A 26,392-nucleotide genomic window follows, 5' to 3' on the forward strand; every position below is an offset into this window, starting at 1 on the left:
GTTTGTGCACAGTCTTCGCCAACTCGCAATCGTCACACATTGCCAAGGACCAAGGGCGCGCTTCTTGACAAAGGTCATGTGCCGCGCGAATGACGCCTCCATGATCGCGACCTTTATTCAAGTGGCCCTTGGTGGCGCAATCGGTGCCATGCTTCGTTATGGGGCAGGGCTTTGCGTGATGCGCGTGATCGCATCGGGTATTCCGCTGGGTGTTCTTTCGGTGAATGTCCTGGGGTCTTTCGCGATGGGGGCTTTTACCGTGTACTCGTTTCATCGCGGGTTGCAGCATCTGAACCCATTTGTCATGACCGGGGTCTTGGGCGGGTTCACCACGTTCTCCGCATTTTCGCTTGAGGCGTTCACCTTGTACGAGCGCGGACAGATCGCGGCGGCCGGGCTATATGTCGTGCTCTCTGTCGCGCTTTCGTTGTTGGGCTTGGGCCTTGGGGTCTTGATTGCCAGAGGAATATGGGCATGAGCCGGGTTCAGAATATTACAGTTTCGGCTGAAGATGCGGATCAGCGGGTGGATCGTTGGCTTCGTCGGAAATTTCCTCATGTGCAGCAGGGGCGCATCGAAAAGATGTGCCGCAAGGGTGAATTGCGTGTCGATGGTGCGCGCGTCAAAGCCAATTCGCGCCTAGAAGAAGGCCAGAGCGTGCGCGTGCCGCCATTGCCTGAGCCCGGTGACATGAAAACGCAGGCAGCGTCATCGGTCAGTGCAGCAGATGCGAAGATGATACAAAGCTGTGTCATTTATCGCGACGACCATATTATTGCGCTTAACAAGCCTCCGGGCCTGCCGGTTCAAGGCGGGAGCAAGCAAAGCCGCCATGTCGACGGTTTGGCCGAGGCATTGCGCTTTGGGATGGATGAAAAACCTCGTCTTGTGCATCGGCTCGACAAGGATACGTCGGGCGTTCTTATCATGGCGCGCACGCGCGCCGTGGCAACCGCACTGACAGCATCCTTTCGGCATCGGGATACGCGCAAGATATACTGGGCAGCGGTCGCAGGCGTCCCCTCTCCGCGAGTAGGTACGATCAAGTTTGGTTTGGTGAAGGCACCAGGTCATGGATCGAAGGGTGAGGGGGAAAAGATGCTGTGCCTTCATCCGCGCGAGGTTGATTCTACGCCCGGTGCCAAACACGCGACGAGCGATTATGCGGTCCTTGAGGGGGCAGGCGTGCGATGTGCCTGGGTTGCCTTGGTTCCGGTTACCGGCCGCACACATCAGTTGCGTGCGCATATGGCCGAGATCGGGCACCCGATCGTCGGCGACGGCAAGTATGGTGGATCGGGCCAGGAGAATCTCGGCGATGGCTGGGGGGCGCAGCTTGGTGGTGAGTTCAGCCGCAAACTGCATTTGCACGCGCGGTCGCTGACACTGGAGCATCCTGTCACCAAGGCCACGCTTCACCTGACGGCCCCCATGCCAGAGCATATGCAGCGCACGTGGGAAACCTTCCAGTGGCAAACCTCCGACGTCCCTGATGATCCGTTCGAGGAAATGTCATGACATCCGCGTTGCGGTTGGTGGTCTTCGACGTGGATGGGACGCTTGTCGACAGTCAAGCGGACATCCTTGCCGCGATGGGATATGCCTTTGATCGGGTCGGCATGGGTATGCCTGAACGGAGTAAGGTTCTGGGTATTGTCGGGCTTTCGCTTGATGTAGCTGTCGCCCGCTTGGCACCCGAATTGGAGCGTGGGCAACACGACCAGATGGTGGATTTTTACAAGGAAGCCTATGTCGACCTGAGGCACAAGAACGGTGCCGCCCATTCGTCGCCGCTTTATGCCGGGGCGGTGGACGCACTGGAGGCCTTGCATGCAATGCCTGACGTGCTTCTTGGTGTGGCCACCGGGAAATCACGGCGCGGGTTGGACAAACTGCTTGAAGCGCATGATTTGCACCGTTTCTTCATCACCCAGCAAGTCAGTGATCACCATCCCTCCAAACCTCATCCCTCAATGCTCATGGCGGCGATGTCTGAAACAGGGGTCGAACCCAAGGATGCGGTCATGGTTGGTGACACCAGCTTTGACATGCAGATGGCGCAGGCAGCGGGTATCACGGGCATCGGGGTCAGTTGGGGATACCACGAGGTGTCCGCCTTGGAGGGTGCGGTGACTGTCCTTGAAGGGTTCCAAGACTTGCACGGCGCACTGAACAGATTGTGGGAGACGGTGTCATGAGCGAATGGAAAGCAAAGCGTTTCTGGAAAGAGGCGTCGGTTGTGGAAATGGACCAGGGCTTCACGGTTGAGCTGGATGGCAGGACCGTGAAAACGCCAGCCAAGAATCCGTTGGTCATTCCCACGCGCTCGATGGCGCAGGCGATTGCCGAAGAGTGGGATGCGCAGGACGGTGAAATAGACCCAGCCCGGATGCCGGTTACGCGGTCTGCGAACGCAGCGATTGATAAGGTTTCGGTCCAGCATGCCGAGGTTGCGCAAATGATCGCGGATTACGCGGATGCGGATCTCTTGTGCTATCGTGCTGACAGTCCGGAAGCCCTTGTTCAGCGGCAGGCCGATGCTTGGAACCCGCTGTTGGATTGGGCGGATAAAGCGTTTGGTGCGAGGCTTCATCCTGTCTCAGGGGTGATTCATCAGCCTCAGTCGCCCAAGGCGCTGGAAGTTCTTTCACGCCAAGCGCATAGCATGGATTCCTTTTCGCTCACGGCTTTTCATGACCTCGTTTCCCTCTCCGGATCATACATCATCGGGTTGGCCGCCGTACACGATATGCGGGAGGCGAAAGAGCTTTGGCATCTCTCGCGCGTTGACGAGGCGTGGCAAGAAGAGCTTTGGGGGCCTGACGAGGAAGCTGTTGCCGTGGCCAAAAGGAAAGAAAGTGATTTTCTGCACGCCAAGCGCTTTCTGAATCTTGCGCAGAGCCAGGCGAACCGCTTTTAAAAGCGCCTTACGCAAGGTCATGCAGCAGTCGAGACCATCGCTTTTTGTGATCTTGGGCTTGACGTTCTTGAATGAATCCACTCACACTTACGGGCACTGAAAGGGGAAATTCCCTTTTTACAGTATCGCCCCGGCTCGGTTGAGCCGTATGAACCGCTCAAAAAGAGTGGACAATCAGGAAGAGGTAAAAATGAAAAAATCCGTATTTCTTGGCGCGCTGACTGTCGCCGGCATTGCTGCTGGTGCTGCTGCGGCGGGCACGCTGGATGACGTGAAGGCGCGTGGCACGTTGAACTGTGGTGTGACCACAGGTCTCGTTGGCTTTGCTGCACCTGACGCCAACGGCGAATGGGAAGGCTTCGACGTAGGCGTTTGTCGCGCTGTTGCCGCCGCCGTTCTTGGCGACGGTTCCGCCGTTGAGTTCGTTCCGACCACCGGCAAGACGCGTTTCACCGCGCTTGCATCTGGTGAAATCGACATGCTGGCCCGGAATACCACCTGGACCTTCAGCCGTGACGTTGACCTGAAGTTCGAATTCACCGGCATCAACTACTATGACGGTCAGGGCTTCATCGTTCCCAAGGCGCTGGGCGTAAGCTCGGCCAAGGAACTGAGTGGGGCAACGATCTGTATCCAGACCGGCACCACCACCGAGCTGAACCTTGCCGACTATTTCCGTGCGAACAACATGGACTATGAGCCGGTTCCGATCGAAACCAACGCCGAAGGTCAGCAACAGTACCTTGCAGGCGCTTGCGACGTTTACACCACCGACCGCTCGGGTCTGGCGGCAACGCGTGCTGCCTTTGAAAACCCCGGCGATCACGTGATCTTGCCCGAGACCATCTCGAAAGAGCCGCTGGGCCCGCTTGTGCGCCACGGCGACAACGAATGGGGCGATGTGGTGCGCTGGACGCTGAACGCGCTGATCGCTGCCGAAGAATATGGCGTGACCAGTGCGAATATCGCCGACATGGCCTCGGCCCCCGGCGACAAGCCTGAAGTCAACCGTCTGCTGGGCACCGAGGGCAACCTTGGCGAGATGCTCGGTCTTGACGCTGATTGGGCTGTCCGTGCGATCTCGGTTGGCGGTAACTATGGCGAATTGTTCGAAAAGAACATCGGTGAGAATACGCCCATCGGCCTGTCGCGTGGTCTGAACGCGCAGTGGACCGATGGTGGCTTGCTCTACAGCCCGCCGTTCCGTTAATCGAACCTTTTGGGGGCGCGGATACACCGCGCCCCCTTTCCTGTATGACCAGGACAATCAATAATCTGGGCCGGACGAGCGTGGATAAACCCGCCGCAAATGAGCCCGGGGACGATCAGGGAAGTCATCCATGACAACACTCAGCGACCCACCGCGCGAGTCGTTTCGGCTATCTATGCTGATCAACGATACGCGGTACCGATCATATACATTCCAATTCATCGCGTTATTGGCGGTCATTGCATTGTTTGCCTATCTTGGGTCAAACCTCATGCAAAACCTGCGAGACGCCGGGTTGAACATTTCCTACGAGTTTCTGGGTGAGCCTTCGGGATACGACATTAACCAGACACTTATCGAATACGACAGCCGGTCGTCGCATTGGCGGGCGTCGGTCGCCGGTATTCTGAACACTCTTCTGGTGGCCTTTCTGGGCTGTATTACAGCGACGGTTCTTGGTGTGGTTGTCGGCGTCTTGAGGCTGTCGAAAAACTGGCTTGTTCGGAAGCTGATGGCTGGCTACGTCGAGGCATTTAGAAACGTGCCGGTCCTGATCTGGATCATCATCATTTTCACCGTGATGACAGCAGTTCTGCCCGCGCCGAGCGCGTTTCGAGGTGATGACCCGGCGCGTACCATGTTTCTGGATGCTGTCGCCTTCACCAATCGAGGTGTGTATGTCCCCAAGCCTGTGTGGCTTGAGGGATCTGGCATTGTGGTGGGGGTTTTCATTGCCTCGGTCATCGGCATGTTCGCTTATCGCCGTTATGCGACGAAGTTGCTGTACGACACGGGGAAGCTTTTACCGATGGGGTGGCCCTCGTTGGTCATCTTGATCGTGCCGACGCTCTTGATCTTCTTCATCCTCGGTCGACCGATTGCCTTGGACTACCCGGCGCTGAAGGGCTTTAACTTTCAGGGTGGGATCCAGATTAGGGGGTCATTGATCGCGTTGTGGTTCGCGCTTGCCATCTACACTGGGGCCTTTATCGCGGAAAACGTCCGTGCCGGTATCTTGGCCGTCAGCAAGGGCCAAACCGAAGCAGCGGCCTCATTGGGGCTGCGCCCGGGGCGAATCATGAACCTCGTGATCCTGCCTCAGGCTCTGCGGGTGATCATCCCGCCGGTCATCTCGCAGTATCTAAACCTCACCAAGAACTCGTCACTCGCCATTGCCGTGGGTTACATGGATATTACGGGTACCCTTGGCGGCATCACCCTGAACCAGACGGGCCGAGCGATCGAAACGGTCTTGTTGCTGATGCTATTCTATCTGGCGATCAGTTTGGCGATTTCGGGTGTGATGAATGTTTACAATAATAGCGTCAAGCTGAAGGAGCGTTGAGATGTCGGATACACACCAGCATTCCATCGCCTTTGTCCGGGACACGATGCTGCCCGAAGCGCCGCCGCCGGCGATGGAAACCGGCATCGTCAAGTGGATGCGTGAAAACTTGTTCTCGGGCGTTTCCAACAGCATTCTGACGCTGGCGGCGCTTGCCGCAGTCTACTATCTGCTGGCGGGCTTTTTGCCATGGTTCTTGAATGGCATCTGGGATGCACCGTCCCTTCGTGCCTGCCGTGAAATCCTGCAAGGGGATGTTGGCGGGTGTTTCGCTGTCTTGACCGAGCGTTGGAACCAACTCTTGTTCGGGTTCAAATACCCGTCCGAGGAATATTGGCGCCCGACATTGGCCTTTGTCCTGCTGTTTGCGGCGGCGGCCCCCATCATGTTCCCCAATCACGTCCCGCGAAAGCTGTTGATATTCTCGGGCCTGTATCCCTTCTTGGCCTATTGGCTGATTTGGGGCGGCTCGATCCTGTCGCCGGTGTTTGCACTGTTGGGGTTCGTCACGGGTTACATTGTCTGGAACCGATTGGTGAAGCAATCTTTCGCTGCGGGGTTCTTTGGGGCAATCATCGCGGCACTGATCACATGGTGGATCGGTGGCATGATCGTTGAGGCCACGGTAAGCGATAATACGCTTCTGGCTGCCGTGCCCAGCCGGGACATGGGGGGCTTCATGCTCAACATGATCCTTGGGACGGTTTGCGTATCGCTGTCGATTCCCTTCGGGATCGCGCTGGCGCTTGGGCGGCAATCGGACATGCCAATCATCAAGTGGATCTGCGTGCTCTTCATCGAGTTCATTCGCGGTGTTCCCCTGATCACGCTTTTGTTCGTGGCGAACGTGGTTCTGGCCTACTTCTTGCCGCCGGGCACGACCTTTGACCTGATCCTGCGGGTGATCATCATGATCACGATGTTCGCCTCGGCCTATATCGCCGAGGTGATCCGGGGCGGCCTTGCCGCTTTGCCGAAGGGTCAGTATGAGGCCGCCGATAGTTTGGGGCTGGATTATCCGCAGGCGATGCGCCTGATCATCCTGCCGCAAGCGCTCAAAATCTCGATCCCGGGGATCGTGAACGTGGCGGTGGGGCTGTTCAAGGATACCACGCTGGTGTCGGTCATTTCGATGTTCGACCTTGTGGGCATGATCCGTGGACCGATCCTTGCCTCGACCGAGTGGAACGGCGTGTATTGGGAGCTTCTGGGCTTTGCCGCGCTTCTGTTCTTCGTCGTGTGCTACGGCATTTCGCAATATTCGCAGTGGCTGGAACGTCAGCTGCAAACCGATCATCGTTAAGGAGGGCAGGGCACCATGTCTGAAGCCGCTCAAATGCAAGTCAGCGACGAAGTCGCGATCTCTATCGAAAACATGAACAAGTGGTATGGGGCGTTCCACGTGCTGCGGGATATTGACCTGACGGTCAATCGTGGTGAACGGATCGTTATTGCGGGGCCTTCGGGGTCGGGCAAGTCCACGTTGATCCGTTGCATCAACGCGCTTGAGGAGCATCAGAAGGGCAAAATCACCGTGGATGGCACGGTATTGTCGTCGGATGTAAAGAACATCGACAAGATTCGGTCTGAGGTCGGAATGGTGTTCCAGCACTTCAACCTGTTCCCGCACCTGACGATCCTGGAAAACTGCACTCTTGCGCCGATCTGGGTACGCAAGACGCCTAAGCGCGAGGCCGAGGAGATCGCCATGCACTTCCTTGAGAAGGTCAAGATCCCTGAGCAGGCCGATAAGTATCCCGGTCAGCTCTCGGGCGGTCAGCAGCAGCGTGTGGCGATTGCGCGGTCGCTGTGCATGAAGCCACGGATCATGTTGTTCGACGAACCCACGTCGGCCTTGGATCCCGAGATGATCTCGGAAGTCCTGGACACGATGATCCAGCTTGCCGAAGAAGGTATGACCATGCTCTGCGTGACGCACGAGATGGGCTTCGCCCGCAAGGTTGCCAACCGTGTAATCTTTATGGACCAAGGTCAAATTGTTGAACAGAATGAACCCGAAGAGTTCTTCAACAACCCGAAATCTGAGCGGACCAAGCTGTTCTTGAGCCAGATTTTGGGCCACTGAGCCCAGCCAAACGAGACATGAAAACACGGCCTGAGAGGGTCGCGTTTTTTGGCGTGGTGCCGAATTCTTGAAAAGAAATCGGTCCGAAATCTTTGAAAGATTTCGGTTGCGTCAGTCCAGATTCGCGATGATCGCCCGCAAAGTGGCGATGCCATCGCCCTTTTCCGAGGAGGTGAGAAGGATTTCGGGGAAGGCGGCAGGGTGGGCCGAGAGTTTCCCGCGCACCTGTTTCAGCACGTTGTCGCGATCCTTGGCTTTCACCTTATCGGTTTTGGTCAAAACGCATTGGAAGGTTACGGCGGCGCTGTCCAACAGGCTCATGATCTCTTCGTCGACAGGTTTGATCCCGTGGCGCGCGTCGATCAGGACGAAGGCCCGGCGTAGGGTTTGACGCCCTGAGAGGTACTGTTTCAGCAGGCGCTGCCATTGTTCGACCTTGGCCAGCGGTGCGTTGGCGTAACCATAGCCGGGCAAGTCAACAAGGTAGCGTTCTTCGCCCATGGTGAAGTAGTTGATTTCCTGTGTGCGGCCGGGCGTGTTGGAGGCGCGGGCCAGTGCCTTCCGACCTGTAAGCGCGTTGATCAGGCTGGATTTACCCACATTCGAGCGCCCGGCGAAACAGACCTCAAGCCGGTCGGCGGGGGGCAGGCCGGACATGGCGACCACCCCTTTGAGAAAGTCGATGGGGCCGGCGAAAAGCTTGCGGCCTTTTTCAAGTGTGGCCTCATCCGGGGTTTCTGCGACGGGGAAGGGAAGCTGCATCATAGGCACCCTATTTCGTCGCCCAAGGCGATGTCACCGGATTTCACGACTTCGGCGCGGACGCTGAAATCCTGATGTCCGAAACTGTCTAGCGCGCTAAGGATGTCCGTGTCACGGTCGCCGGTGTCGGGGTTGTTGTGGGTTGCAAGGCAACGGTCGGTGCGTTCGCGTGGGATGAGGATGGCGCTGCCGATTTGCACCTCGCGATCCATCCAGTTGAATTCCTCCCATGCGGGCAGTCCATCGAACCAGATATTGCCGCGCCAGCGATGGATGGACAGGTCGCGCCCAATGCGGGCCTCAACGGCGCGGTGCGAGGCCATGTTGCACAGGGTCACCGAGGCGAAATCGCTATCGGTGAAGCCACGTTTTGCGCCGCGGACAAGTTTGGTGGATTGGGCGCGGTTGGAAGGGATCAGGCCGCGCGCCCAATCAAGCAGCTTGTCGCCCTCGGTATCGGGGTGAAACGTCAGGCTGCCTTGTGTGGGGTGGTGAAGGGTGACCTTGGCGCTGTCTTCATCCAGTTTGGCGGTGATCGCCGCAAGGCTGGGCGCCTTGGAGCCGCGAGAAAAGTGCTGACAGGGGACCCATTCGGAGCCATCGGCATCGGAAAGCTCATGTGCGACAGCCCATGTGCGATCCCACGGCATGGTTTGGCCTGCCGTCAAAGAGACACGAGCCACGGCCTCTCGACCGTGGCTCTTGATGGGGTGCCGGATGATCTTGGTGATCTGTCCGGTCATTTTTCTTCCGTCTGCGTTTTGCGCTTGAAGCTGGATTTGATGTTACCCAGAACGTCTGGTTTATACCCTTGGCTTCGCATGATCAGGTACTGCTGCGAAAAGGTGATCGTGTTGTTCGCGATCCAGTAAATGACCAACCCGCTGGCAAAGCTGCCCAGCATGAACATGAAGACCCAAGGCATCCAAGCAAAGATCATTTGTTGTGTGGGGTCAGTGGGTGCCGGGTTGAGCTTTTGCTGTAGCCACATGGAGATACCCAGCAGAAGCGGCAGGATACCAATGAAGATCAGCGCCATGATCGAGCCGGGTTCGGGTGCGTCCCAAGGGAAGATGCCCCAGAGGTTATAGAGCGACGAGGGGTCGGGCGCCGAGAGGTCTTTGATCCAGCCGACCCAAGGCGCGTGGCGCAGTTCCAGCGTGACGAAAATCACCTTGTAGAGCGAAAAGAAGATCGGGATTTGCAGGAGGATGGGCAAGCAGCCGGAGGCAGGGTTCACCTTCTCCTTCTTGTAGAGCGCCATCATCTCTTGTTGGAGCTTCTGGCGATCGTCGCCCGCGGTTTCCTTGATCTTCTCCATCTGCGGTTGGAGTTCCTTCATCTTCGCCATCGAGACATAGGATTTATAAGCCAGCGGTAGAAGAAGTGCTTTGATCAAAAGGGTTAGACCGATGATGGCCCATCCCATGGACCCGGCGAGCCCCATGCCTGCGAGGGTGACGTTCAACCAATGCAGGACGGCGAAGATCGGTTTGGTCAGAAAGAAAAACCAACCCCAATCAATTGAGTCGAGAAAACGCTCGACGCCGCCTTCGTTCTGATAAGATCGAATGGCCTCCCATTCCTTCGCACCTGCGAAGAGTCGCGTTTGTGCCGTTGCTTTCTCACCAGGCTGGACAGTTAACGTCGGTTGCACCGCTTCGGTTTGGTAAATATTGCGCGTAGGGTCGTATTTGTTGACAGATTTGAACGGCGTACCGGGATTTGGGATGAGCGTCGTCATCCAATAGTGGTCTGTAAAACCAGTCCAGCCGTTTTCGTTGACTTGCACGACCTCCGCTGGCGCACCTTCACGCGGGTTGAATTCGTAGTCTGCCACGTCATCATAATCGACTTCGGCGAGTTCACCGTCTGACATTGAAATCAAGCCTTCGTGCAGGATGAAGAAGTTCTTCATATCTGCAGGCTCGCCATGGCGGGCAATGATCCCGTACGGCGCGAGGGTAGGCGTTTGACTGCCTGTGTTTTCAACCGATTGCGTGACGGTAAACATGAAGTCCTCGTCGACCGAGATCACGCGCTCGAATATCAAACCCGACCCATTATCCCAACGCAATGTAACAGGTGAATCCGGTGTCAATTCGCTGCCTTCTTCCGCCGACCAAATTGTATCTGCATTGGGAACTTGATCAGGGGCCAGACCAGCACCGGGGGCCCAGCCGAACAGGGCATAATAGGGTTCTTCACCACCCACGGGCTGAAGCAATTGGACGATGTCCGAGCCCGGTTCAAGGGTTTCGCGGTAATTCTTCAACGACAACTCATCGATACGTCCGCCCTGAAGGGAAATGGCGCCTTCAACGGTTGGAGTATTGATCGCGAGTCGCGGCGCATCCTGAGACAAGGTCGTCGCGCCACCAGATTGCGCCGCGACAGTTGTATCGCCTTCGGCCGTAGGCGTACTTGCCGAGGTCGGCTCGGATGTCGTTGACTCAGCAGTTGTCCTGGCGTTGGGGGACTCCGTCGGCTCAGGCGGAGGAAACACGACGAACCACACCAGAATGACGATGAAACTGAGCGCGGTTGCGAGAATTAGGTTCTTGTTCTGATCGTCCATCGTCGGTGGCCACCTGTCTGTTGACGTTCACGGGGGTTCAACAGAGTGCGGGGGCAAAGGTCAAGTGGATTCAGGGAAATCGGCCATGTGTGTCGCACTGGATTACAAGATTCACCCTGTTTGCCTTCCAATGATCGGGGGCTGTTTTACTTTCTGCGCGTGAGCCTCGAGCCATTCCATGGTGCGTTCGAACGGCATTGGTCGCGCAATTCCATAGCCTTGTACATGCCCACACCCGAGTTGGGCCAGCATGGTGTGCTCACCGGCCGTTTCGACCCCTTCTGCAATGGTATCCAGCCCCAAGCGTTCCGCCATCACCAGTATGGCTGCGATCATGTCTTTTTGATCCGGGTCTTGGTCAACCTTTACGACGAAGGATCGGTCAATTTTCAGACGTTGAACAGCGAAGCGGCGGATCGAAGAGATAGAGGTGTGACCGGTGCCGAAATCATCCAGATCAATATGGCAGCCAAGGTTAGCCAATCCACGAATATTGCTTGAGATCGTGTCATCTGGTGACGTGGAAACGACGGTTTCCAGTATTTCAACGGCAAGACGTTGCGCGGCTATGTCGAAACGATCCAAGGCCCACGCCACGTTCTCGACAAGCTTGGGATTTCGGAGTTCGTCGGAGCCGAAGTTTACGCCAACCCTTGGAATCGTAAGGCCAAGGCTGTCCCATTGCGACATGGCGGTGAGGGCATCGTTCAGAATGACTTCGCCAAGGCGTTCGATATGCCCGGAATGCTCGAGGTCCGGCAAAAACTTTGCGGGTGGGATCATACCTCTGGATGGATGTTGCCATCTGGCGAGCGCCTCGAACCCGGTCACCATTCCTGTTTCTGTTGAAACTTGGGGTTGAAACCAGGCTTTGATTTGGCCCTGCTCGAATGCAGCCTCTATCTCGTGACGCAATTGGGCGGGCGCCTTGTCGGAAATCGTCAAATCACGAGAAAACGCGCGCAACCCTGACGGGGCATGGCGTTGGGCGTCTCTAAGCGCGAGTGTCGTTGCATCGGCCAAATCGGCACCGGTGGGATTGGAGAGCGTATCGCTGGTGCAAAATCCAATGGACGCTGAGATATAGATATTGGCCGCATCCACCGCCAATGGCTCCTCGACCGCGCTTTGCAGGCGCCCTGCAAGTTTAAGGGCTGATGGGTGGTCGAGTTGGCGCGTCGGCGCGATGACGACGGTCAAGAGGTTGTCGTTCAAGATGCGCACGCGATCCTGATTTCTGACGGCTCGCTTGAGACGGGTTTGGGTCTGATCCATGATGTCAGCCATGGCCGACGAGCCAAAGCGATCAAGGATCGTACGGTGATCATCGATTTCGACCATGTAGCATACAGTCTTGAGCGCTTTGCGCCGCGCTATCGACAACACTGAGTCCAGTTCATCTTCCAGTTTGTCGTTATGCGCCGAGATTGCGGTGTCGTCCCTTTGTTCGGCAAAGGCCAAAAGTACAGGAATGCCGAGTGCGGTGACCATGAGCAATAGTTCTCCACCCAGCCAAAAACTACCTAGAACAAGCGCAGGCAAAAACGCGAGAACTTGTGGTCTTTGGCCTAAAACGGAAGCAAGGCTCAGGGCTTTGCCAAGCGAAGATTTCAGCGATAGTATCATGCGGGCTTTCCGAAGCGTTTCCGCATGATGGTATCTTTGGTCGCCTCAACACCGGCTTAACGCAGCTTCGGCAAGCCCTCGGGATTTTCGTTCAATTTTAGAGATCCACGTTCGAGACCTGCGAAATCAAATAGCTTCGGGTCCAAAAGGTGTGAGGGCCGGGCATTCATGAGCGCCCGAAACATGACCTGTCGGCGCCCTGGGGAATTGGCTTCCCAAGCGTCCAAGATGCCTTTCACCTGTTGGCGCTGCAATCCATCTTGCGATCCGCATAGATCGCAGGGGATTATGGGATATTGCATGGCCTTCGCGAAACGCTCGCAGTCTGACTCGGCGACAAATGCCAAGGGGCGGTAAACGAAAAGATCGCCTTCTTCGTTCACAAGTTTCGGTGGCATCGTGGCCAAGCGCCCGCCGTGAAACAAGTTCATGAAAAAGGTCTCGAGAATATCGTCACGGTGATGCCCCAAGACGACCGCTGTGCACCCTTCTTCTCTTGCGATGCGATAAAGGTGGCCACGCCTGAGGCGCGAACAAAGCGCGCAATAGGTACGTCCTTGCGGCACCTTGTCCATGACGACCGAGTAGGTGTCTTGGTATTCCACCCTGTGTGGAACATCCATCTTTTCGAGGAAATCAGGCAAGACTGTCGCGGGAAACCCCGGCTGCCCCTGATCTAGGTTACAGGCGAGGATGTCGACGGGCAGCAGACCGCGCCATTGCAACTCGTGTAAAACGGCCAGCAAGGTGTAGCTGTCCTTGCCGCCAGAAAGACACACAAGCCAACGTGCGCCTTTCTCAATCATGCCAAACTGTTCAATTGCTTCACGCGTCTGGCGAACGACTCGTTTGCGCAGCTTTTTGAACTCGGTACTGCTTGGTGCACCGGAGAAAAGTGGGTGGATATCGTCAGCCTCGTCCAACATGGGCTGCCTATAGTTATTTTGCGGCCAACGAACAAGCCGCTTGTGTGGGCCGTGGACTTCGAAACGGCCTGCCTTAGATCGTCTGGTCGTATTCACCGACCTGCGGTTCTGTCCGAATAACGGCATCGATCGCTTCGAAGATTGCGCGCATTTCCGCTTCGCTTTCGCTGCTTTCACAGACCACGACCAAATTTGGTGTGTTCGAGGACGCGCGCACCAAGCCCCATGACCCATTGTCCAAAATGACCCGCGCCCCATTGACCGTAACCACATTGTCGATGGTCCGCCCGGCGACCGTTTCACCGGCTTCATGCTTGGCGACCAGCTTTTCCACCAAGCGATCCAGGACGTCATATTTCTCGGTATCGGCGCAATAGGGAGACATCGTTGGCGTTGACCAAGTCTGCGGCAAGGCGCGGCGAAGATCGGACATCGACTGGCCGGGGTTGCGATCCATTAGTTTGCAGATCTCGACGGCCACGCGCATACCGCAGTCATAGCCGCGCCCTACGGGTTCGGCGAGAAAGTAGTGGCCTGATTTCTCAAACCCGGCGAGCGCGCCGATTTCTTTAACCCGTCGTTTCATGTGAGAGTGACCGGTTTTCCAATAATCGGCTTTCGCGCCATGCAGTTTCAATTCGGGGTCCGAGGCGAATAACCCGGTTGATTTTACATCCGCCACGAAGGTCGAATCCGGATAAAGCTTGGATAAATCCCGGGCCATGATGACGCCCACCTTGTCGGCAAAAATCTCTTCGCCCTCGTCATCGACCACGCCGCACCTGTCGCCATCACCGTCAAAGCCAAGCGCAAAGTCCGCACCGCTTTGCTTAACGCTGTCGGCCATATCATGGAGCATTTCCATGGCTTCGGGGTTCGGGTTGTAATGCGGAAAGGTGTAGTCCAACTCGTTATGGGAGGGGATGACCTCGACCCCTATCCGCTCGAAAAGATCGGGCGCAAAGGCGGATGCGGTGCCGTTTCCGGTGGCACAGACAACGCGCAGTTTTCGCGACATTTTAAAGTCGCCCACGAGATCGTCCAAATAAGCCTCGCGGATACCCTCGATGAATTCATAGCCACCGCCTTCGCGGGCTTCTCCTGCCCCATTCAAAACGATGTCACGCAGTTCGGCCATTTCATCAGGGCCATGTGTCAATGGGCGCTCGAACCCCATCTTCACACCCGTCCACCCGTTCGGGTTGTGGCTGGCCGTGACCATTGCGACAGCTGGAGTATCAAGGTGGAACTGAGCGAAATACGCCATTGGGCTGAGGGCCGGGCCAATGTCCTTGACCTGAATTCCCGCTTGTATGAGTCCCAGCATGAGCGCCTGTTTGATGGCCAACGAATAGTCCCGATAGTCATTTCCAACAGCAATTTCGGGTTTGATCCCACGCCTTTGCATTTGCGTCCCAAGCCCTAGCCCCAGGGCAGTCACCCCGGGTAGGTTGATTTCTTCGGGATATTTCCAGCGGGCATCGTACTCGCGGAAGCCTGTGGGTGAAATCATCGCATCGCGCAGGAATGACCAGCTGTTTTGAACAACGTTCGGGGATGGTTTTCTCACGGCAGAACTCACTCGCATTGCTTACTCAAAGTCGTATCGGATCAGATTTTGCCAAACTGTCGAAAGTCATCAGGCTTTCGATCAGTGCGGGCATCTGAGAAAGAGGAATCATGTTGGGCCCGTCCGAGGGTGCGTTATCCGGGTCCTCATGGGTTTCGATAAATACCGCGGCAACGCCAAGCGCCACGGCTGCGCGTGCCATCACCGGGGCAAATTCACGTTGCCCCCCCGTGCTTCCACCCTTGCCGCCCGGTTGCTGCACGGAATGCGTGGCGTCCATGACGACCGGGTAACCGCTTGCCGCCATTTGCGGCAAAGCTCTCATGTCCGTCACCAAGGTATTGTAGCCAAATGACGTTCCGCGCTCTGTCAGCAAGATCTGCTCGTTGCCCGTACGCTCGATCTTTTTGATGACGTTCACCATGTCCCAAGGTGCCAAAAACTGGCCCTTTTTGACATTGATGACGGCACCTGTTTCACTCGCGGCGACCAAAAGGTCCGTCTGGCGACACAAAAAGGCTGGGATTTGCAAGATATCCGCAACTTCGGCCACCGGAGCGCATTGTTCCGGCAAGTGGATATCGGTCACTACGGGGATGTTCAGCCCGGTTTTCACGGCCTCCAGAATCTTCAGGCCTTCGTCAATACCCGTGCCGCGCTGCGCTGACACGGAGGTTCGATTGGCCTTGTCGAAGCTGCCTTTGAAAACCAGTTGAGCGCCGTGCGCTTCACAGGCTTCTTTAAGTGTGCCAGCGATCATCTGGGCATGATCTGTGCTTTGCAGCGCGCAGGGACCGGCAAGAAACGTCAGCGGCAGGTCATTGCCGATGCTCAGACCGGAGATGGCGATATGTTTCATGGTTTATGACGATACCTGTTCTCTAAGGATTGATGCGGTGAGAGAGATCATCAGGTAAATGCCCGAGAAAATCAGGAAGGCCAACATGGTATTCTCGAAAGACCGCGGGTAGGAAGGGTCTTGCGAGGCAACTGGCTTCACGCTGACAGTGAGGTAACGGACCTGTTTGTTTGCCTCGATCTCTGATTGACGCTTGGCTTCCAGTGCTGACTGCAAAACCATATCAGCCGTCGCAAGATCGGCCTGAGCCATCTGGATTTCGGCAGCCTGTGCTGCAAGCGAGGAACTCCCCTCTGTTGCGCTGTTCAAGCGCGCTTCTTGCTTTTTCAGTTCTGCCTGTAGCACTTCAATCTCGCTTTCGAGTGCGGCCACTTTCGCCCGATTGGGCCTTTGATTGTTCATTTGCGTATTGAGTGCCAACTGCTTTTCCTGAAGCTGCATTTCGACCGAGTTGATCAAAGCCCGTATCGACGCAATCTCGCCTTCCGGATCAAGAAGTGACCCCTCCTGGATTTTCACGAGTCTCTCTTGTGCCGCACGGCGGTCTTCCTTGGCGTCTTCGAGGCTGGCCTCGGCCGTCTTCACAGCGTCTTGCCGTTTCTCTTGGCTCAGTTGGTCGACACGCTCTTCGGCATATTCCAACAATTTCTCTGAAAAGCGCGCACTCGTTTCCGGATCGGCGGTCGACAACTCCATCCGAATGACACCCTCGGTCGGATCATAGCCAAGATTCACATATTTCTTATAGAGCTTATAGGCACTTTCATTGCTTGCATCGGGGGCAAGCCGTTGAATGGGGTCAATCCAGTCCTGACTGAAGTGATCCCGGAAACCCACGTCTTGGTCCAGGCGAAGCATGGCGTCTTTGGAGCCCAGATAGGATTGGGTCGCAATTGAATCCTGCCCAGTTGCAAAGGCGGTGCCGCTGAACAAGCTGGCGGGACTCCCGGTGCCCCCCCCATCAGCTGTCAGGATAAGAAACTCCGACTTGGTGGAATACATCGGGGTCGCGACGGCATAGAAGTAGTAGCCGGCAATCAGGGTTGGAAGGAAAACGAAGGCTGCGAGACGCGTCAGCAAAAGCAAAAGTCTGCGACGGCGGCGTTTTGCTATGTCACGCTGTATCCCTTGGATCTCATGTGCTCGGCGGTCTGCCGGGCTGAGCTGTTCGGTGGAGGGCAGGTTTTGCTGGCCCATTGGAACCGTTTGCGGCAGCTGGACTTTGGGCTGTCCGCCCTCGGGCGTCGTGGGCTTTGCCGCGCTCCCACCACCATCACCGCCAGAGCCACTACCCGGCGCGACGAGTTCCAGGATATTGGCACGTTGGAACGGATCGACACCCTTCGCGCGCAATAGCCGTACGGCGTCAAAGTCCGATGTTGGTGCAAGGCCATATTTTTGGGCCATACGACGGGCCATGCGCAGTTGCCGTCCGGTCAGGCCTTCTTTGCGAATGTCGTCGATGCTCTGGGACGCGGCCATCTCCCTGGCCGAACTGATCTGCCCCTCATGAGCTTGTGTCGGGTGCACATGTGCCGAACCGCCGTCTTCCTGCTGGGACGCTTGCGGCGGCTCCTGCTCGGACGTGTGCGGTTGAGATCCACCCGAGCCACCCGTGGTTGGGGCGTTTCGGCGGATGCGGAATTTTCTAGCCTTGGGTTTCGTAGTCATAGAGTTGCTTCGCCTCTTCCAAGGTATCAAACATGTATAATTGTCCGTTCATAAGAACGGCAGCCGAACGCGCGAATTTTTCAAGGGTTGCCGGTTGGTGCGATACAATCACGACAGTGGTGGTGCGCAGCCGTTCCTTGAGGATCTCCCCGGCCTTGCGATTGAATTCAACGTCTGTAGAACTGGGCATGCCTTCATCAATCAAATAGATGTCGAAATCCAGTGCCAGCATCAGTGAAAAAGTGAATCGCGCCCGCATGCCGGATGAATAGGTGCCCAACGGCTGGTCGAAATACTCCCCCAAATTACACATCCACCGGCAAAACGCCTCGATATAATCTGGATCGAGGCCATATAGCCGGGCGATGTAGCGAGAGTTTTCCATCGCAGAAATTTTCGAAATCACACCACCCATGAAGCCAAGCGGAAAACTGATCCGACAGCCACGCCTTATTTCGCCTTCATCTGGTTTTTCAAGGCCGGCCATCATGTTGATCAGCGTTGTCTTGCCGGTACCGTTGGGGGCTAGGACGCCGAGTGAATGGCCGATGTCGACACGAAAGCTCACGCGGTCAAGAATTACCTTGCGCTGCGTGCCAGTCCAAAAAGACTTACTCACATTGTCGAACTCGAGCATCCAGTTGCTCCGATGCTGCTCTTGCCTGACCTCTTTACCGAGGCTTTGTTAATGGACGATTAGCCATGTTTTGCACATTATGCAGGATTGAAGGACAATATTCCAACAAAACTGGGCATTTTTATGCCGGTGCGGCGAAAACTTGTGTCATGGGGATTTGATCCGTAAAGGCCCCTTCTCGCAAGAAGGCAGGTACGGCTGACGCAGCGCGACCTATGCGACCAAAGATATTAGTGTGTATGGTGGATATCGCCCACCGCAAGCACTGGGGAGGCATCGATTTCCTCTGCGTCGAGCATGCTTGCGACGCGTTCCAAGACCGCGACGATCATCGCCTGCTCCCATTCCTCAAGGCTTTCAAACTGTTTCACGTACTTCTGCTGCAATGCATCGGGCGCAACTTGTACCTTGGATAGGCCCTCATCGGTGATCTCAAGGTCCATCTGGCGGCGGTCAGTGGTTGAGCGATGCCGCGTAAGAAGGTTTTTGCCTTCCAGCTTCTTGATGAGGGCGGAGACTGTGGCCATTGTCACGCCCATGCGCTGCGAAAGATCGGTCGGGGTCGCGCGCCCTTTTTCCGCGACAATTTGCAACACGCGTAGCTGCACGGCCGTAAGTCCGGCCTCGCGCGCCAGATCGCGCGCATACATCTCGGTCGCACGAAGAATGCGGCGAAGGGCGATGAGGCTGATATCTGTGCGGTCCAAGTCAAGCTCCGGATAAGGCCTTGATAACTTACCCGTTTTTTCGATCTGCGCAATCCGCGATGGTGAAGCCTTGGTTTTACTAACTAAATGTTTCATACGTGATATATAGTCCTAAGCATAAAAATATACAAATTAGAGGGAGTCCTCGTATAATTCGGCAAAATACTTAGCCTCTTGAAATATTTTGCGCGATACGTATTATTAGACATACAAACAAAAAGGGACTGAGAGCCGTGCATAGCATTCAAGGATCAAAAGCCGAGACAAAGTTGACCTTTCGCAAACCCGCGCGTGAGGATGGTGCAGCGATTTGGGATTTGATCTCGTCTTGTCACCCGCTGGATGAGAACTCGATGTATTGTAACCTCATCCAGTGTGACCATTTTGGCGATACCTGCATTCTTGCCGAAATGGATGGCGAGCCAGTGGGTTGGGTTTCGGCATACATCATGCCGAGCGATCCGGAGACACTGTTTGTATGGCAAGTCGCGGTGTCTTCCAAAGCACGTGGCAAGGGTCTTGGAACGCGCATGCTGACCGAGCTGTTTGATCGTCAAGAATGCAAGGACGTCAATCGCCTGCAAACCACGATCACAATCAACAACGATGCCTCTTGGGCGCTGTTCGGGCGGTTCTCAAAGGCTCAGAACGGCAAATTGCGCAGCGAGCCGCATTATACCCGTGAGGACCATTTCGACGGACGTCATGCGACGGAACACATGGTCACAATCGAATTCGCCGAGGAGCTGAAGCGCGCGGCCTGATGTCTTGCGCGCCAGCCTTCAACTCTCCTAACCAAAGGATTTATCATGTCGACTGACACGTCAGCCGAAGTTTCCATTTTTAATCGCCGTGAATCAGAGGCGCGCAGTTACTGCCGCAGCTTCGAAACGGTCTTCACCACTGCCAAGGGCGCGGAAATGACCGATGCTCAAGGGCAGACCTACATTGACTTCCTCGCCGGTTGTTCGTCGCTCAACTATGGGCACAACGACGTGGATATGAAGCAAGCGCTTGTCGAGCATATCGCGGGTGATGGCATTGCTCACGGGCTTGATATGTACACCGCCGAGAAAGCCAAGTTTCTGCAGGCCTACGAGGACAACATCCTGAAGCCGCGGGGCATGGACTACAAGGTGATGATGACCGGCCCGACCGGCACAAACGCCGTTGAAGCCGCGATGAAGCTGGCCCGCAAGGTCACTGGCCGTCGCAATGTGGTGGCATTTACCAATGGCTTCCACGGCATGACAATGGGGGCGCTTTCGCTGACCGGGAACGCCAGTAAGCGTGCCGGTGCCGGTGGCGGATCGCTGGCCGATGTGACGCATTTGCCATTTGATGGCGCGCTTGGTGAGGGTGTGGATACGCTTGCACAGATCGAGTGGATGTTCGACAATCCCTCCTCCGGTGTCGATGCTCCCGCGGCCTTTATCTTTGAGCCCGTGCAGGGCGAGGGCGGCCTGAATGCTGCGTCGAATGAATGGATGCAGGGCGTTGCCCGTTTGGCCAAGAAACTTGGTGCGCTGCTGATCGTGGACGATATCCAATCGGGCTGTGGCCGTACCGGGACGTACTTCGCCTTTGAAGATGCCGGGATCAAGCCGGACATGATCACGCAGGCAAAATCGCTGTCGGGTTTCGGCCTGCCGTTCGCCGCGCTCTTGATCAAGCCTGAGCATGATATTTGGAAGCCCGCCGAACACAACGGCACCTTCCGCGGAAATACCCATGCCTTCGTCACTGGTCGGGTCGCGATCGAGAAGTTTTGGAAAGACGATGCTTTCCAAAAAGAGGTGCAGAAGAAGTCGGCCATCCTCGCCGAGGGGCTGCAAGCCGTTGCAGATGTCGTATCGGATGCCCGCCTCAAGGGCCGTGGCATGATGCAGGGCGTCGATGTCGGATCGGGAGAATTAGCGGGTGACATCTGTGCCCGCGCCTTTGAAAAGGGCCTCATCATCGAGACGTCCGGCGCACAGGACGAAGTGGTCAAGGTGCTCGCGCCGCTGACCATCCCGGAAGAGACGTTGCGCAAGGGTCTCAACATCCTGCTGGATGCCGCTCGCGACGCGACGGTGAACACGAAGATTGCAGCGGAGTAAGCCAATGATTGTGAGAGATTTTGACGACGTGGTCAAAGCCGGCAATTCCGTTTCGGATGCAGACTGGACGTCGGTGAGGATGCTTCTGGCCGATGACGGAATGGGGTTCTCGTTCCACATCACCTTCCTGCACGAAGGCAGCGAGCACACCTTCGAGTACAAGAACCACCTTGAAAGCGTCTACTGCATTCAGGGCAAGGGGTCGATCACTGATCTGGCAACCGGGGAAACCCATCAGATCAAGCCGGGTACGATGTATGCCCTGAACGAGCATGATCGTCACATTCTGCGGGCCGAGGAAGAACTCGTCATGGCCTGCGTTTTCAACCCGCCAGTGACCGGTAAAGAAGTCCATCGTGAAGATGGGTCTTATGCCGCGCCGGAAGAGGTTTCTTAACACCAGAGAGGCATTGCAGGGCGCAAGCCCTGGAATGAGCTTAGATGACTTTTGAAAATCACACCGTCGAGAAGATCGGTGGCACGTCCATGTCGCGCCTGAACGAATTGATCGAGCCCTTGTTCAATCGCGACAACAACGCAGAGATGTACAACCGAGTGTTCGTTGTCTCGGCTTTCGGCGGAATCACCAACTTGTTGCTTGAGCACAAGAAAACCGAAGAGGCCGGTGTCTACGCCTGCTTTGCCAACGATGAAGACGACCACGGCTGGCTTGATGCTTTGTCGAAAGTCGCGAAAGGCATGCGTGATGCCCATGCTGCCGTATTGGCGAACCCGGCGGACATCAGCGATGCGGACGATTTCGTGCGTGACCGCGTTGAAGGTGCCCGCAGCTGCTTGATCGACTTGCAACGTCTGTGTTCCTACGGACATTTCCGGCTAAGCCAGCACATGATGCTGACGCGCGAACTGTTGTCGGGATTGGGCGAGGCGCATTCGGCCTACGTGACGACCCTTGCGTTGCGCCGCGAAGGTATCAACGCACGATTCGTTGACCTCAGCGGTTGGCGCGATGAGCGCGAAGTGACTTTGGATGAACGCATCAGGGATGGTTTCGCCGACGTCGACGCCGCCAAGGAAATGCCCATTGTCACAGGCTATGCCCAGTGCAAGGAGGGCCTGATGGCGGAGTTCGATCGTGGGTATTCAGAAGTGACGTTCAGCCGTATAGCCGCCCTGACCGGCGCGCGGGAGGCGATCATTCACAAGGAATTCCATCTGTCTTCGGCAGACCCGAACCTTGTTGAAGGCGACGTGTTTAAGCTGGGTCATACGAACTATGACGTCGCCGACCAGCTCTCGAACATGGGTATGGAGGCCATTCACCCCAAGGCGGCCAAAACCCTGCGTCAGGCAGACGTGCCTTTGCGCGTCACTAACGCCTTTGAGCCGCATGATCCTGGCACGCTCATTGATGACCAACCTGCCCAAACCCCGGCGGCAGAGATCGTGACAGGCCTTGATGTTCATGCGCTTGAGCTTTTCGAACAGGATATGGTCGGGGTGAAAGGCTATGATGCGAAAATCCTCGAATTGCTTACACGGCATGGTATTCGCATTGTGTCCAAAACATCGAACGCCAATACGATTACGCACTTCGTGGACGCGCCACTTCGAGATATCCGGAAGGTCGAGCGGGATTTGAACGCAGTTTATCCTAGCGCGGAACTCACTATTCAGCCGCTTGCCATCGCTTCGGTGATCGGCCGCGACTTGTCGGGGCTGAAGGTTTTGGCCAACGGCTTGAAAGCGCTGGCGCAGTCGGATGTCGACGTTATCACGGCGCATCAAACGACGCGTGCGGTCGATGTGCAGTTCGTGGTTCCGCGTAAAGCGCTTTCGCAATCGATAAGTGCCTTGCATGCCGCGTTTTTTGAGCGTGGCAGCCAGCCAGAGGTTTTGACTGAACCCCGCAAGGCGGCGTAACGCGAGCATCGCATTGCGTGTTGTCATCAAGGCCCTGCCTCCCTGAGTGGCGGGGCCTTGTTCTTTTGTGCGATGCCTGCCCTTAACAACCCGCCTGCCAGAAGTCATAAAGGGCTCAACGTGTCGAGGCGCTCAGGTGATAGAATGACGAAAGGCCACAGTTGATGCTGCGTTATGCCGGGCGGAGAATTTTTTCTCTTGTCGTGTCGCTGTGGGTGGCCAGTGTCGTGATCTTTCTTGCTTTGGAAGTCGTGCCCGGGGACCCGGCCGCCTATATGCTTGGTCTCAACGTGCAGGAGGATACTTTGAATGCCCTGCGAGAGGAACTGGGCCTGAACGGCGGGCCAGTTCAAAGGTACTTGTCTTGGACCGGCGGGATGCTTCAGGGAGATTTTGGCACCTCCTACACCTATCGCACGCCGGTGTCCGAGATGATTGCGGATAGGCTTTGGGTCAGCCTGCCACTGGCGCTATATGCCTTGGCGCTGTCCACGCTTATCGCGTTTCCGGCGGGCATTTGGGCCGCGCGGCGGCGTGGATCGGCGGTGGACCTTGCGATCATGGGGGGGACACAACTGGGCGTGGCGATACCGAATTTTTGGTTCGCGATGCTGATGGTGCTGGTCTTTGCCATCAACCTGCGTTGGTTCAACGCGGGAGGCTTTCCGGGATGGGACGGGGGCATGGGCCCCGCCATCAAGGCACTGACTTTGCCCGCCATCGCCTTGGCATTGCCGCAGGCCAGTATTCTGGCACGTGTCATGCGCTCGGCTTTGCTGGATACCCTGGGTGAGGATTATATCCGCACGGCCCGCGCCAAGGGCTTGTCGCGGGGGCAGGCGTTGCGACGGCATGCCCTGCGAAACGCTCTTGTACCTGTGCTGACGATCATCGGCTTGCAGTTTTCCTTTCTGCTTGCGGGTGCGATTATCATCGAGAATGTCTTTTACCTTCCGGGGCTTGGTCGGTTGGTTTTCCAAGCGATCAGCGCGCGGGATTTGATCGTGGTTGAGTCGGTGGTGATGCTGCTGGTTTTCGCTGTCATCATGGTCAACTTCGCCGTCGACATGGCCTATGCGTGGGTCGACCCACGGCTGAGGGGGCGCAGATGAGGGCCAGCCTTTGGATCGGGGGTGTGATCTCGGCGATTGTCACGGGCGCGGCGGTCCTGTCGTTTGTCTGGGTGCCGCATGACATCGAGGCGCTCAATATCGCCAACAAGATCAAGCCACCTTCAGGGGTACACCTTCTGGGCACGGATCATTTCGGGCGCGATATCCTGTCGATGCTGATGGTTGGCGCGCGCACTTCGATTGCCGTGGCCATCGTCGCCGTCGTCATCGGCATGGGGTTCGGTGTGCCGTTGGGATTGGCCGCTGCCGCGCGAACGGGCAGTTGGCTGGATGAAGTCATCATGCGGGGAAATGACTTGATCTTTGCCTTCCCGAGCCTGCTGATCGCGATCATGATCACCGCTGTCTTTGGCCCCGGTGCCGTGAATGCCATTATCGCCATCGGCATTTTCAATATTCCCGTCTTTGCACGGCTGACGCGTGGCGCCGCTCTTTCGCTTTGGACACGGGATTATGTGCTTGCGGCACGCGTCGCGGGCAAGGGTCGTCTACGTATCAGCGCCGAGCATATCCTGCCGAATGTCACCAACCTTCTCATCGTCCAAGGCACGATACAGTTTAGCCTTGGCATCCTTGCCGAGGCGGGATTGAGCTATGTCGGCCTGGGGGCGCAACCACCGGTGCCAAGCTGGGGGCGAATGCTGGCCGACAGCCAGACGATGATCTCTTTTGCTCCACATATGGCGCTGTTCCCGGGGTTGGCGATTTTGTTGACGGTGCTGGGGTTGAACCTGATGGGGGACGGGTTGCGCGATTGGCTGGACCCCCGGTTGGCGAGGGATGCGCGATGAGCCTTCTCAATATCGAAAGCCTGAGCCTCAGCATTGGACGCGCGCCCGTATTGCATGATGTTTCGCTTGCGCTCAACGCCGGGGAAATCCTTGGCGTGATTGGCGAGTCAGGCAGTGGCAAGTCGATGACGGCCCTGTCGGTGATGCAGCTTTTGCCGCGCGGTGCGGCCTGTGAAGGGCGCATCATGGTGAATGGCCATAGTATTCTGGACCTCCAAGAGCCTGCGCTTTGCGCTCTGCGTGGCCAAGAGGTGGGCATGGTTTTTCAGGAACCGATGACAGCCCTCAATCCGCTTCACACCATTGGTGAACAGGTGGCCGAAACAATCCTGATTCACGAAGACACGAGCAAAAACAAGGCTATGCAGCGTGCTGAAGAGGCCCTGCGCCGGGTTGAACTGCCGCCCGAGCGCGTGCCGCTGTCACGCTATCCGCACGAGCTTTCGGGCGGGCAGCGGCAACGTGTGTGCATTGCCATGGCCATCGCCTTGCGGCCCAAGCTGCTGATTGCGGATGAGCCCACTACGGCCCTTGATGTGACCACGCAGGCAGAGGTGTTGAAGCTACTCAAGCGGTTGGTGGATGAGGACGGCATGGGCCTGTTGTTGATCAGCCATGATTTGGGTGTCGTGGCGGGTATGGCCGACCGTATTGTGATCATGCGCGAGGGCCGCGTGGTTGAGCGCGGACGGTTCGAGAGCCTCAAGGCACCATATTCCCTGGCGCTGATGGAGGCCTCGGATCACAAGCCTGATCGGGTAGAGGTCACCGACCGCGCCCCGCTTTTATCGGTTCAAAATGCCGTGCGGGACTATCCGGCACCGCGCGAGGGGTGGTTCGGCAAAGCCGGGGTGCATCGGGCCGTAGGTGGAGTCAGTTTCGATATCCAACGCGGTGAAAACCTTGGATTGGTGGGGGAATCCGGCTGTGGCAAGTCCACGCTGGCACGCGCCATTCTGGGCCTGGAGGAGCTTCAGGGCGGCACGATTACCTTGAATGGGTACCCCGTGTTCGACGGCCATAGCGCCAACCGCGCTGTGCGGCGACGGATGCAGGTGGTGTTCCAAGACCCCTACGGCAGCTTCAACCCACGCTGGACTGTGGCGCGCTCGGTCGCGGAGCCCTTGCACCTGCTTGACGTGCCGCCAAAGGCGCTTGCACGAGAGGAAGCTGTCGTGGAAGTGCTTGAAAACGTTGGGCTTAATGCCGATGATCGGCACAAGTACATCCATGAGTTTTCTGGCGGGCAACGACAGCGGATCGCGCTTGCACGCGCACTGATCATCCAACCCGACCTGATTATCCTAGATGAGGCGGTGAGTGCCCTGGATGTACAGGTGCGCGCCCGGATGCTGGACCTCCTGGCCAGCCTGAGCGACCGGCTGTCATTGACCTACCTGTTCATCAGTCACGACCTGAGCGTGGTGCGCAATGTGACCGACCGGGTGCTGGTTATGAAGGATGGCCTTATCGTCGAGGAAGGCCCGACCGAGGATGTCTTTGCCAAACCCACACATGCCTACACCAAGCAATTGATCGACGCGGTGCCACGGCTGCCGAAAACCGGCTGACACGCAGCTTTGTA

At 56.8% G+C, this 26,392-nt stretch carries 25 protein-coding genes; 15 read left to right on the plus strand and 10 right to left on the minus strand.

The window, feature by feature from the left end; all coding sequences use genetic code 11:
- The first annotated feature begins 100 nt into the window (after positions 1–100).
- From crcB to QZ498_RS02665, 8 genes are all read left to right on the plus strand, one after another.
- Positions 101–478, plus strand: coding sequence for a fluoride efflux transporter CrcB (gene crcB / locus QZ498_RS02630; RefSeq protein ID WP_294619942.1), 378 nt, complete (start codon positions 101–103; stop codon positions 476–478).
- Positions 475–1,518: an RluA family pseudouridine synthase gene (locus tag QZ498_RS02635; RefSeq protein ID WP_294619944.1), complete on the plus strand. Its 1,044-nt coding sequence runs from the start codon at positions 475–477 to the stop codon at positions 1,516–1,518. The genes crcB and QZ498_RS02635 overlap by 4 nt, the downstream gene beginning before the upstream one ends.
- The gene (locus QZ498_RS02640) at positions 1,515–2,198 is read left to right on the plus strand and encodes an HAD-IA family hydrolase (RefSeq protein WP_294619946.1); all 684 of its coding nucleotides are present in this window, start codon (positions 1,515–1,517) and stop codon (positions 2,196–2,198) included. The genes QZ498_RS02635 and QZ498_RS02640 overlap by 4 nt, the downstream gene beginning before the upstream one ends.
- On the plus strand, positions 2,195–2,920 hold the full coding sequence (locus tag QZ498_RS02645; protein ID WP_294619948.1) for an ATP12 family chaperone protein: 726 nt from the start codon (positions 2,195–2,197) through the stop codon (positions 2,918–2,920). The genes QZ498_RS02640 and QZ498_RS02645 overlap by 4 nt, the downstream gene beginning before the upstream one ends.
- Positions 2,921–3,110: 190 nt before the next feature.
- Positions 3,111–4,130: an amino acid ABC transporter substrate-binding protein gene (locus tag QZ498_RS02650; RefSeq protein WP_294619950.1), complete on the plus strand. Its 1,020-nt coding sequence runs from the start codon at positions 3,111–3,113 to the stop codon at positions 4,128–4,130.
- Between the two features lie 130 nt (positions 4,131–4,260).
- On the plus strand, positions 4,261–5,475 hold the full coding sequence (locus QZ498_RS02655; RefSeq protein ID WP_294619952.1) for an ABC transporter permease subunit: 1,215 nt from the start codon (positions 4,261–4,263) through the stop codon (positions 5,473–5,475).
- A 1-nt stretch (position 5,476) separates the two neighbouring features.
- Positions 5,477–6,778, plus strand: a complete 1,302-nt coding sequence (locus QZ498_RS02660) for an amino acid ABC transporter permease (protein WP_294619955.1) — start codon at positions 5,477–5,479, stop codon at positions 6,776–6,778.
- 15 nt (positions 6,779–6,793) lie between these two features.
- The gene (locus QZ498_RS02665; RefSeq protein WP_294619957.1) at positions 6,794–7,561 is read left to right on the plus strand and encodes an amino acid ABC transporter ATP-binding protein; all 768 of its coding nucleotides are present in this window, start codon (positions 6,794–6,796) and stop codon (positions 7,559–7,561) included.
- Between the two features lie 111 nt (positions 7,562–7,672).
- On the opposite strand, the gene yihA is transcribed toward QZ498_RS02665, so the two are convergent.
- The 10 genes from yihA to QZ498_RS02715 form a co-directional block, all read right to left on the minus strand.
- Positions 7,673–8,323, minus strand: a complete 651-nt coding sequence (gene yihA, locus QZ498_RS02670; RefSeq protein WP_294619959.1) for a ribosome biogenesis GTP-binding protein YihA/YsxC — start codon at positions 8,321–8,323, stop codon at positions 7,673–7,675.
- Positions 8,323–9,066: an MOSC N-terminal beta barrel domain-containing protein gene (locus QZ498_RS02675; RefSeq protein ID WP_294619961.1), complete on the minus strand. Its 744-nt coding sequence runs from the start codon at positions 9,064–9,066 to the stop codon at positions 8,323–8,325. The genes yihA and QZ498_RS02675 overlap by 1 nt, the downstream gene beginning before the upstream one ends.
- On the minus strand, positions 9,063–10,901 hold the full coding sequence (gene yidC, locus QZ498_RS02680; RefSeq protein ID WP_294619963.1) for a membrane protein insertase YidC: 1,839 nt from the start codon (positions 10,899–10,901) through the stop codon (positions 9,063–9,065). Before yidC ends, QZ498_RS02675 begins: the two co-directional genes overlap by 4 nt.
- A gap of 111 nt (positions 10,902–11,012) precedes the next feature.
- Positions 11,013–12,527 (minus strand): bifunctional diguanylate cyclase/phosphodiesterase, encoded by a 1,515-nt coding sequence (locus QZ498_RS02685; RefSeq protein WP_294619965.1) that lies wholly within the window; start codon positions 12,525–12,527, stop codon positions 11,013–11,015.
- Between the two features lie 56 nt (positions 12,528–12,583).
- Complete coding sequence (ttcA, locus tag QZ498_RS02690; RefSeq protein ID WP_294620012.1) at positions 12,584–13,453, minus strand: tRNA 2-thiocytidine(32) synthetase TtcA; 870 nt, start codon at positions 13,451–13,453, stop codon at positions 12,584–12,586.
- A gap of 73 nt (positions 13,454–13,526) precedes the next feature.
- On the minus strand, positions 13,527–14,966 hold the full coding sequence (locus tag QZ498_RS02695) for a phosphomannomutase/phosphoglucomutase (protein ID WP_294620014.1): 1,440 nt from the start codon (positions 14,964–14,966) through the stop codon (positions 13,527–13,529).
- An 82-nt stretch (positions 14,967–15,048) separates the two neighbouring features.
- A complete protein-coding gene (gene kdsA, locus QZ498_RS02700; protein ID WP_294619967.1) occupies positions 15,049–15,882 on the minus strand; it encodes a 3-deoxy-8-phosphooctulonate synthase in 834 nt (277 codons plus the stop codon).
- A 3-nt stretch (positions 15,883–15,885) separates the two neighbouring features.
- A complete protein-coding gene (locus QZ498_RS02705; RefSeq protein ID WP_294620016.1) occupies positions 15,886–17,553 on the minus strand; it encodes a capsule biosynthesis protein in 1,668 nt (555 codons plus the stop codon).
- A complete protein-coding gene (locus QZ498_RS02710) occupies positions 17,531–18,190 on the minus strand; it encodes an ABC transporter ATP-binding protein (protein ID WP_294619969.1) in 660 nt (219 codons plus the stop codon). Before QZ498_RS02710 ends, QZ498_RS02705 begins: the two co-directional genes overlap by 23 nt.
- A 230-nt stretch (positions 18,191–18,420) precedes the next feature.
- A complete protein-coding gene (locus QZ498_RS02715; RefSeq protein ID WP_294620018.1) occupies positions 18,421–18,897 on the minus strand; it encodes a MarR family transcriptional regulator in 477 nt (158 codons plus the stop codon).
- A 269-nt stretch (positions 18,898–19,166) separates the two neighbouring features.
- On the opposite strand from QZ498_RS02715, the gene ectA reads away from it, so the two are divergent.
- The 7 genes from ectA to QZ498_RS02750 all read left to right on the plus strand — a co-directional run bounded on the left by ectA (position 19,167) and on the right by QZ498_RS02750 (position 26,378).
- A complete protein-coding gene (ectA, locus tag QZ498_RS02720) occupies positions 19,167–19,661 on the plus strand; it encodes a diaminobutyrate acetyltransferase (RefSeq protein WP_294619971.1) in 495 nt (164 codons plus the stop codon).
- A gap of 45 nt (positions 19,662–19,706) precedes the next feature.
- The gene (gene ectB / locus QZ498_RS02725) at positions 19,707–20,999 is read left to right on the plus strand and encodes a diaminobutyrate--2-oxoglutarate transaminase (protein ID WP_294619973.1); all 1,293 of its coding nucleotides are present in this window, start codon (positions 19,707–19,709) and stop codon (positions 20,997–20,999) included.
- Between the two features lie 4 nt (positions 21,000–21,003).
- Complete coding sequence (locus tag QZ498_RS02730; protein WP_294619975.1) at positions 21,004–21,396, plus strand: ectoine synthase; 393 nt, start codon at positions 21,004–21,006, stop codon at positions 21,394–21,396.
- A gap of 44 nt (positions 21,397–21,440) precedes the next feature.
- A complete protein-coding gene (locus QZ498_RS02735) occupies positions 21,441–22,883 on the plus strand; it encodes an aspartate kinase (protein WP_294619977.1) in 1,443 nt (480 codons plus the stop codon).
- A 164-nt stretch (positions 22,884–23,047) separates the two neighbouring features.
- A complete protein-coding gene (locus QZ498_RS02740) occupies positions 23,048–23,995 on the plus strand; it encodes an ABC transporter permease (protein ID WP_294619980.1) in 948 nt (315 codons plus the stop codon).
- On the plus strand, positions 23,992–24,807 hold the full coding sequence (locus tag QZ498_RS02745) for an ABC transporter permease (RefSeq protein WP_294619982.1): 816 nt from the start codon (positions 23,992–23,994) through the stop codon (positions 24,805–24,807). The genes QZ498_RS02740 and QZ498_RS02745 overlap by 4 nt, the downstream gene beginning before the upstream one ends.
- Complete coding sequence (locus QZ498_RS02750; RefSeq protein WP_294619984.1) at positions 24,804–26,378, plus strand: ABC transporter ATP-binding protein; 1,575 nt, start codon at positions 24,804–24,806, stop codon at positions 26,376–26,378. Before QZ498_RS02745 ends, QZ498_RS02750 begins: the two co-directional genes overlap by 4 nt.
- Positions 26,379–26,392 lie beyond the last annotated feature (14 nt).

It is taken from the genome of uncultured Roseovarius sp. (assembly GCF_913057115.1).
GTDB lineage: Bacteria > Pseudomonadota > Alphaproteobacteria > Rhodobacterales > Rhodobacteraceae > Roseovarius.

Excerpts from the sequence above, each read along its gene's own strand:
- QZ498_RS02640 (WP_294619946.1), top strand. The coding sequence starts at position 1,515 with ATGACATCCGCGTTGCGGTTGGTGGTCTTCGACGTGGATGGGACGCTT.
- QZ498_RS02655 (WP_294619952.1), top strand. The coding sequence starts at position 4,261 with ATGACAACACTCAGCGACCCACCGCGCGAGTCGTTTCGGCTATCTATG.
- yihA (WP_294619959.1), bottom strand. The coding sequence starts at position 8,323 with ATGCAGCTTCCCTTCCCCGTCGCAGAAACCCCGGATGAGGCCACACTT.
- QZ498_RS02730 (WP_294619975.1), top strand. The coding sequence starts at position 21,004 with ATGATTGTGAGAGATTTTGACGACGTGGTCAAAGCCGGCAATTCCGTT.
- kdsA (WP_294619967.1), bottom strand. The coding sequence starts at position 15,882 with ATGAAACATATCGCCATCTCCGGTCTGAGCATCGGCAATGACCTGCCG.
- yidC (WP_294619963.1), bottom strand. The coding sequence starts at position 10,901 with ATGGACGATCAGAACAAGAACCTAATTCTCGCAACCGCGCTCAGTTTC.
- ectB (WP_294619973.1), top strand. The coding sequence starts at position 19,707 with ATGTCGACTGACACGTCAGCCGAAGTTTCCATTTTTAATCGCCGTGAA.
- QZ498_RS02660 (WP_294619955.1), top strand. The coding sequence starts at position 5,477 with ATGTCGGATACACACCAGCATTCCATCGCCTTTGTCCGGGACACGATG.
- QZ498_RS02695 (WP_294620014.1), bottom strand. The coding sequence starts at position 14,966 with ATGATTTCACCCACAGGCTTCCGCGAGTACGATGCCCGCTGGAAATAT.
- QZ498_RS02710 (WP_294619969.1), bottom strand. The coding sequence starts at position 18,190 with ATGCTCGAGTTCGACAATGTGAGTAAGTCTTTTTGGACTGGCACGCAG.
- QZ498_RS02665 (WP_294619957.1), top strand. The coding sequence starts at position 6,794 with ATGTCTGAAGCCGCTCAAATGCAAGTCAGCGACGAAGTCGCGATCTCT.
- QZ498_RS02740 (WP_294619980.1), top strand. The coding sequence starts at position 23,048 with ATGCTGCGTTATGCCGGGCGGAGAATTTTTTCTCTTGTCGTGTCGCTG.
- QZ498_RS02750 (WP_294619984.1), top strand. The coding sequence starts at position 24,804 with ATGAGCCTTCTCAATATCGAAAGCCTGAGCCTCAGCATTGGACGCGCG.
- QZ498_RS02705 (WP_294620016.1), bottom strand. The coding sequence starts at position 17,553 with ATGACTACGAAACCCAAGGCTAGAAAATTCCGCATCCGCCGAAACGCC.
- crcB (WP_294619942.1), top strand. The coding sequence starts at position 101 with ATGATCGCGACCTTTATTCAAGTGGCCCTTGGTGGCGCAATCGGTGCC.
- QZ498_RS02685 (WP_294619965.1), bottom strand. The coding sequence starts at position 12,527 with ATGATACTATCGCTGAAATCTTCGCTTGGCAAAGCCCTGAGCCTTGCT.
- QZ498_RS02635 (WP_294619944.1), top strand. The coding sequence starts at position 475 with ATGAGCCGGGTTCAGAATATTACAGTTTCGGCTGAAGATGCGGATCAG.
- QZ498_RS02735 (WP_294619977.1), top strand. The coding sequence starts at position 21,441 with ATGACTTTTGAAAATCACACCGTCGAGAAGATCGGTGGCACGTCCATG.
- QZ498_RS02650 (WP_294619950.1), top strand. The coding sequence starts at position 3,111 with ATGAAAAAATCCGTATTTCTTGGCGCGCTGACTGTCGCCGGCATTGCT.
- QZ498_RS02745 (WP_294619982.1), top strand. The coding sequence starts at position 23,992 with ATGAGGGCCAGCCTTTGGATCGGGGGTGTGATCTCGGCGATTGTCACG.
- QZ498_RS02675 (WP_294619961.1), bottom strand. The coding sequence starts at position 9,066 with ATGACCGGACAGATCACCAAGATCATCCGGCACCCCATCAAGAGCCAC.
- QZ498_RS02645 (WP_294619948.1), top strand. The coding sequence starts at position 2,195 with ATGAGCGAATGGAAAGCAAAGCGTTTCTGGAAAGAGGCGTCGGTTGTG.
- ttcA (WP_294620012.1), bottom strand. The coding sequence starts at position 13,453 with ATGTTGGACGAGGCTGACGATATCCACCCACTTTTCTCCGGTGCACCA.